Origin of the sequence: Methanocalculus sp., from assembly GCF_030651615.1 — an archaeon.
Lineage (GTDB): Archaea > Halobacteriota > Methanomicrobia > Methanomicrobiales > Methanocorpusculaceae > Methanocalculus.
The window spans coordinates 1-7331 of the sequence record NZ_JAUSCG010000084.1 but is presented as its reverse complement, the minus strand read 5'-3'; the positions used below and the strand labels follow the sequence as shown (position 1 = coordinate 7331).

Below are 7331 nucleotides of genomic sequence, written 5' to 3'. Positions count from 1 at the left end.
TACCTTTAACCGTGTAGGTGCCGGGAGTGGCTGCCTCAAAGAGCCAGACATGTGTGCCGGGGGCGCCCGCCAGTCCGGTATCAGGGGCGATGAACTCATCGCTGACCAGGGTGAGTCCTGCAGGAATGGTCATGTTCCAGGAATACCCGGTCGTCGGATTCTCGACGAGCGTTATCCGGATCATCATCCCGGGCTCAATGCCGATCCCCCCGCCATCATTTGTTTCATCAACCTCGACCACTTGAGGAGTCTGAAGAGGTGCTGCATCTCCTTCGACGATCATCGTCATGGAGAATGTCCCGGCAGGTTCGGCATCTGTCTCCCAGGGTCGGATATAGTTACCTTTAACCGTGTAGGTGCCGGGAGTGGCTGCCTCAAAGAGCCAGACATGCGTGCCGGGGGCGCCCTCCAGTCCGGTATCGGGGGCGACGAACTCATCACTCACCAGGATGAGCCCTGCAGGGACGGTCATGTTCCAGGAGTAGCCGGTCGTCGGGTTCTCGACAAGCGTTATCTCGATATGCTCACCCGGTTCAAAGGTGTAGGTTCCTCCATCATTTGTTCCATCAAACATATGGAGCGATTCTGGCGGTGCCGGAGTTACCGGCGGTGTATCAGGCTGTTCACTCACGCAACCCGCTGTAAAGAGCAGGGCAACGGTTATCAGCAGAATAGAAAGACCAATTCTTGTCATCAGTTCACACCATAAAAAAAGAGGTCACTGAATGGTATAACCCTACTGGTTGTAATCGTTTATTTTTCGGGAACGGGGACTATCTCAAAGGTGCAGCAAGGATCCCCGGCAGCATAGCACTTCCGCTCCACCGCCTCCATCAGTCTGCCGGATTGCCGGGAGAAGAGGACAGAGAGGAGACCGGAGTCAAATGAACAAGCAGGTCGTCCAAGGAGCGGAAGTTCTACACACTCGAAACAGTCATAGACAGCAAATGAGATCGGAGAGAGGGTAATATCCGAAATCCTGCCGAGACGATGCCGTTCCCAGAATACAATCAGGTTCTCAAGGAATGATTCGAGATCAGGTGCAGCCACAGCGAAATAGACCGCCTCTCCAACCGCCTCGCCGGTTCTTCTCAGGAACGGATCGATAGAGATGCCCTCTATAAGAAGTGAAACCCGGAGTGTCCGGTACATGAGCCTGTACAGATTGAAGGGATCATGTGCTCCATCACGGTATTTCGATGCATATTCGGAGAGATCATCTGATATTCGATCTCCCGGAGCAAACTCACCGATGAAATGAGAGGTCAGGAAGAAGATCTTCTTCCGCTCGTCATCATCACCGGGACGGGAGCCGACGATCCCTTCTTCAGCAAGTGCAGAGAGGTGTGCTGAGATCGTCGATTTTGCCCTCCCTGACGATCCGACGAGAGCATCAAAACTTACCTCCCCACCCCTCAGAATGTCAAGAATATGACGCCTGACGGGGTTTTCAATCGCACGAACACCTGTTGCGGTCCCATAAAGTGATAATTCGCTCTTTTCTCCCCCCTTCATCGAAAACTCCTATATAATACTTTTTTGTTATATAATAAATACTAATGTTCGTACACCAGAGAACCATCACAGTCTTTATCTGGATGCAGGGATGATACCCGGATATGACAATCATACATATCTACTCGGCACGAGATGACAGAATAGTTGAACGAGAGCCAATAGAGCGGAATGAGGTGGAATGGAGAGATTTCCTCTCTCCCGAGGTATTCTTTGTGGCTCGGAAGAAGGGGACTGAGCCCCCTTTCACCGGCAGATATCATAACTGCCATAAAACCGGGATCTATACCTGTGCCTGCTGTGGGATCGACCTCTTCTTTTCAACTGATAAGTATGACTCCGGTACCGGATGGCCGAGTTTCAGAAGGCCGGTATCTGATCTGAATATAAGGATTCAACAGGACAGATCAGGCGGTATGATCAGAGACGAGGTGCTCTGTGGTCTCTGCAGTGCGCACCTTGGCCATGTCTTTGATGACGGCCCTCCTCCCGATCGTCATCGGTTCTGTATGAACTCCCTTGCCCTTGTGTTGGAAAAAGATCTGCCGGATTTATCTACTAGAACAGAGTAATTTTAAGTGGATACCTCATGTCTGCTCAACCACAATGTAAAGGTCATCACCTTTCTCTTGTAGCAGACTTTTTCTTTTTCTTCTTTAGATAGGGAGACCGATCTTTTTTTCGGTCTCCCTTGAAGTTGTTTTGAGGTACCGGAGGCTATCATGTTTGGCATTCCTGACCCGACTATCTGGATTGCATATCTGCTCGCAATCGCGTTTGCGTGCGCATGTGTACTGTATGGTATTGTGAACTGGAACAAGGGGGATAGTGATAATGGCAGTTGATACGTTCACCACGATGATTGTGATCCTCGTCTATCTGGTGATGATCCTTGGTATCGGCTACTATGGGTACCGTAAGACCAAAGGGGCGGAAGATTACATGGTCGCTGGCAGGAACACCCATCCCCTCGTCATCGCACTCTCCTATGGGGCAACCTTCATCTCGACCTCCGCAATCGTCGGATTCGGCGGTGTTGCAGCAAACCTCGGAATGGGTTTGATCTGGCTTACGGTCTTTAATATCGGTGTCGGAGTGCTGATCGCTTTCGTCTTCTTCGGAAAGAGAGTTCGTACGATTGGACAGCGCCTTGGGGCTGTGACCTTCTCCGATCTCATGGGAAAATGCTATAATTCCACATTTATCCAGTATGTAAGCGGGATCATCATACTCGTTTCGATGCCGATCTACACCGCTGCAATCCTGATAGGTGGAGCTCGGTTCATCGAAGTAACCCTCTCCGTCCAATATGAAGTGGCTCTCCTCGGTTTTGCTGTTATCGTTGGCGCATACGTCGTTTTAGGAGGCCTTATTGCTGTGATGCACACCGATGCAGTTCAGGGTGCAATCATGGCAGTCGGGATGTCTCTTCTGCTTGTTCTGACCTATGTCTATCTTGGTGGAGTCACAACAGCACACACCGCACTTACGAACATGGCAGATCTCGTCCCGGCTGCACTGACTGCGCAGGGGCATCTGGGGTGGACATCGATGCCATCACTCGGATCACCGATCTGGATGACTCTTGTTACGACGATGGTCCTCGGTGTCGGTATCGGGGTGCTTGCCCAGCCACAGCTTATCGTCCGGTTCATGACCGCAAAGGATGATAAGGCACTGAACCGTGCCACATTGATCGGCGGACCATTCATCCTGATGATGACAGGTGTTGCCTTCACCGTCGGGGCACTGACCAATGTCTATTTTTATCAGAAAAGCGGTGAGATCGCCATCGCCGCAGCTGGTGGAAATGTCGATTCGATCATGCCATTGTACATAACGAGTGCGATGCCGGACATCTTTGTTGTCATCTTTATGCTGACACTCCTCTCAGCGGCGATGTCAACACTCAGCTCACTCTACCACACGATGGGGACAGCTCTTGCCTGTGATGTATGGGGACGAGGGCGAAGTTGCGCTCTATCCCTTAAATCAAATAAATATGGCATCTTCATCATGATGGTCGTCTCCATCGCCGTTGCACTCCTCCTCCCCGGCAGCATCATCGCCCGTGCAACGGTGATCTTCATGGGACTCTGCGCCTCTGCGTTTCTTCCGGTCTTTGTCAACGGGATCACATCGAAGTCACCCTGCGTTATTGGTGCGAAGGCTTCAATGCTGGCAGGTGCTATCGTCTGGTTCCTCTGGACTGCATTCTTCCATGCAGCAGAGTCAAGCGCCCTCGGTCTCTGCCAGTATCTGTTCGGGGTGCCTGCTCTCCTTGGTCAGCCATGGAGTGCATGTAATCCCCTCATAATCGCACTGCCGATATCAATTATTGTGATGGCAGTATTCCAGTTCCGGCACAACCGGAACATGGCATAATCCCTCTTTTATCGATGGTACGGCTCTCCTCTGATGATCCGAAAAGCCCTGTAAATCTGTTCAAGAAGGAGAAGACGGGCAATAGTATGGGTAAAAGTCATCTGTGAGAGAGAGAGTGTGAGATCAGATTTTGCTCGCACCTCTTCAGAGAGGCCATCAGGCCCCCCAATTACAAAAACGAGATCTCCTGAGCCTGAGATCTCTCTCTTCCGAATCAGATCGGAGAATGCCTCGCTCCCCATCTCTCGTCCGGCAGGGTCGAGTACGATGAGAAACGCAGGTTCTTTTGCAGCTGTAAGGAGGGCTTCTCCCTCCCGGATGATCGCACGCACCTTCTCTCCCGGAGAAGAGACCTTCTGATCAGGAATCTCGGTGATGGTGATGGAGGTATACGGAGTCAGGCGGCGGATCAGATCACTGATCCCCTCCTTCTGCCATGCCTCTTTCACCTTCCCAACAGCAATGATCCGGATATGCATGGATCAGAGGTCCGGGTCAAGCTCAAGAGCCTGTGAAAGAGACCGTAATGCCTCCTGCCGCTCTCCGATACTGTCATAAATCCTGGATTTCTGATACCATGCAAGAGCATGGTCGGGTGCTTCATCGGTAATATGATCAAAACAGGCCATCGCCTGTTCTTTCTTTCCGACATAATCAAGGACGAACCCTTTACAGTACCAGGCATTGATCTCGTTCTGGGAGAGGTCAATTGCCCGATCAAATGATTTGAGGGCATCATTATACCTGCCAAGGGCGACCATGATCGAACCACGGGCACTCCAGAGGGGGCCGTTCTTTGAGTCTACCGAGAGGGCCTTCTCATACCAGTTAAGGGCTTCACCAAATTTACCAAGTCTCTCTGCCATTGAACCGCGGTAGATGATCGCAGCAAGATCATCAGGGTGATCAGCAAGGATCAGATCATACTGGCGGGCTGCATCCCGGTATTTTCCAAGATGTGCGAGCAGACGTGCGATCGAATAGGTCGTTGAGGATACATCCGACTCCTCTTTCTGGAGTTTTGTCCATACCTCCACAGCCTCAGTGTATCTTCCGGCAGACTCAAGTGCAGATGCATATCCCCGTATCAGGATATGATCGTCCTTTCTGAACTGTACCGCACGTGAGTATGCGTTGACCGCCTCTTCATACCGCCCCATCCTGAGAAGGAGTGATGAGGATAATCTGAGGTAGTCGATATCATCAGGGTTCTCTCCGAGCAGTTCTTCGATCTGCTCAAGAGCCCGTTCATCATCCCCAAGGAGGGCAAGGGTGCGTGCATGGGCAAAGTCTGCGCCGGGTAATCCTGATGCCTTCCGGTATGCTTTCTCGGCCGTCTTTGTATCTCCAATTGTCTCTGCCATCCTGCCGAGTTCGAACCAGGTGCTGAGATCGCTCTCCTCCATGTGGAGATAATCTGTCAGGGCACTGCAGGACTCTTTCCATTTTCCTGCGAGAGCCAGAGCCCGTGATCGGCCGCGATGCACGTCTGCCGGAACATCCCCGGTTGAGATGGCACGGTCATACGACTTTACAGCCTGCAGGTATTCACCATCAGCTGTGAGTGCATCACCCATAGCACTCCATATCCTTTGATCGTCCGGATGCTGCTCACCTGCGTGTTTAAGATGCACCAATGCCTCTTCCGGAGCATCAATCTTCAGAAACGCTTCTGCTGCTGCAAGTATCAGAATCGGATCATCGGGATCTTCCCTGAGGGCTTTCCTATATGAATCTGCTGCCTCATCCGATCTGCCAAGGAGTGTCGAGAGCTCTCCAAGCTTTCTGTAGATCATGGTGATTGAGGGGTGCTGATCGATGATCGTCTGGCAGACATCCGCTGCATCATCAAAGCGACCCATCCGTTGAAGAACGCCTTCCATCGCAACAAGTAAACCTGCACTCCCGGCACCCTGGTTCATCGCCTCCTGGAGAGCATCTCCGGCAGACTGGTCCTGACCAAGGTGTTCAAAGGCTGATGCTCGTGTGTACCATCCCCCGATATCAGTCGGATGGTTATCGCAGAACCGGCCGAGTACCTCTTCTGCCTCACCATATGCACCTGTGGCATTCTGAAGCGATCCAAGCCTGAAGAGTGCATCAGGGATCGTATCAGAGACCTGCTGATAATATGCGATGGCATCAGGATACCTGCCGAGGTGTTCTGCTGCTATTCCGGCGAAGTAGAGTGAAATAGAATCATCGGGATTTGATCTGATAAAACGTTCAAGATTCGAGAGCCCATCTTCAAACCGGCTGCACCTAAGGAATGCTTCACCTGCCAGTGAGATGGAGAGAGGCCCATCAGACCTGATAAATGCCTCTGCCGCTTCTCTGTAGTGAGAACGCTGCATCAGGAGGGTGCCGGCGAGAGTATGGAGGTGGAGCTGTTTTGGATCGATTGATAGAACAGTGGTGATATCTGTCAATGAGGAGTCGTACTGGCCAAGCTTCCTGTACACATCCGCTCTTCCGATCAGTGCCGATGGGTTCTTCGGGTTGAGTGATACTGCTTTGTTGAATGCCGATAATGCCTCCTGATCGGAACCGAGGGCAGAGAGGAGTTCGGCATGCCAGAGGGAGATACCATCAGCATTGCCTGACCTCTCCGACAGATGTGAAAGGATTTCTTCAGCAAGAGTGAGGTCTCCCATCCTGTGAGAGAGGGTGGCACTATGAAGAAGTGCGGAGGTATTATCGGGATCATCTGCAAGCACCGCTTTTTCTTCAGTTAATGCCTCTTCCATCCTTCCGCATGCATCAAGTGCCCGTGCCCTGATCATCCGGTGTGAGGGGATCTTCTGCTGTTTCTCCGGCAGAGTATCAAAGAGAGCAAGTGCTCTTTCAGGATCACCGGTGAGGTACTGCAGCTCCATGTAAAGAACGATCGCATGCCAGTCCGACGGAGCAAGTGCGATCAGGGTTTTGAGGTCCTCTGTGCAGGAAGAATAGGATCCAAGCCTCATGTATGCCTCGATCCGACCTCGAAGAGCTTTGATATCTTCCGGCTCTTCGGACAGGATCTCACCATAGATCTCCAGTGCATCCCGATACTTTCCACTCTTCATTAAAATGTCAGCTATCAGGCGCCGGGCTTCAGGTGCCACCTGATCCGCTCTCCTGAAGGCCTGAAGATGCGTCAGGGCTCCTGAGTAGTTGCCAAGAGCTGCTTCTGCCTCAGCTGAGATCAACTGCATAGAAGGAGTCTTCGCCTCTTCCGGCGGAAGTCGTGCGATCATCCTGAGTACATCTTCAAATCGCCCGATAGCCGCCAGTGCCCTGACCTGAAGGGTGATCAGCACAATATTTTTGGAGTCGATCTCGATCGGTTCGCGGGGGCTGCTCTGATCGTACGTTCTCCCAAAGAGGCTCATCTCACCATCACTCGTCACCCAGGCAACCTTCTTCGATCCATCCGGGTGCTGCATCCT

General features: G+C 51.9%; 7 protein-coding genes. 3 read left to right on the top strand and 4 right to left on the bottom strand.

All coding sequences use genetic code 11. From position 1 onward, the window contains the following. Both Q7V06_RS03425 and Q7V06_RS03420 read right to left on the bottom strand, forming a co-directional pair. On the bottom strand, positions 1-694 hold a 694-nt coding region (locus Q7V06_RS03425; RefSeq protein ID WP_304838118.1), incomplete at its 3' end, for a protease inhibitor I42 family protein. Positions 695-753: 59 nt separating this feature from the next. Further along, entirely contained in the window at positions 754-1515 is a 762-nt protein-coding gene (locus tag Q7V06_RS03420) for a V4R domain-containing protein (protein WP_304838115.1), read from the bottom strand. A gap of 104 nt (positions 1516-1619) precedes the next feature. Here Q7V06_RS03420 and msrB point away from each other — a divergent pair, with 104 nt between their 5' ends. From msrB to Q7V06_RS03405, 3 genes are all read left to right on the top strand, one after another. After that, on the top strand, positions 1620-2087 hold the full coding sequence (msrB, locus tag Q7V06_RS03415) for a peptide-methionine (R)-S-oxide reductase MsrB (protein WP_304838112.1): 468 nt from the start codon (positions 1620-1622) through the stop codon (positions 2085-2087). A 150-nt stretch (positions 2088-2237) separates the two neighbouring features. Further along, positions 2238-2360 (top strand): symporter small accessory protein, encoded by a 123-nt coding sequence (locus Q7V06_RS03410; RefSeq protein ID WP_304838109.1) that lies wholly within the window; start codon positions 2238-2240, stop codon positions 2358-2360. Next, positions 2350-3900 (top strand): sodium:solute symporter, encoded by a 1551-nt coding sequence (locus Q7V06_RS03405; RefSeq protein WP_304838106.1) that lies wholly within the window; start codon positions 2350-2352, stop codon positions 3898-3900. Before Q7V06_RS03410 ends, Q7V06_RS03405 begins: the two co-directional genes overlap by 11 nt. Positions 3901-3908: 8 nt before the next feature. Here Q7V06_RS03405 and Q7V06_RS03400 read toward each other — a convergent pair whose 3' ends face one another. Beyond that, positions 3909-4379: a 23S rRNA (pseudouridine(1915)-N(3))-methyltransferase RlmH gene (locus Q7V06_RS03400; RefSeq protein WP_304838102.1), complete on the bottom strand. Its 471-nt coding sequence runs from the start codon at positions 4377-4379 to the stop codon at positions 3909-3911. A 3-nt stretch (positions 4380-4382) separates the two neighbouring features. Then, the coding region (locus Q7V06_RS03395; RefSeq protein ID WP_304838099.1) for a tetratricopeptide repeat protein at positions 4383-7331 on the bottom strand (2949 nt) is incomplete at its 5' end.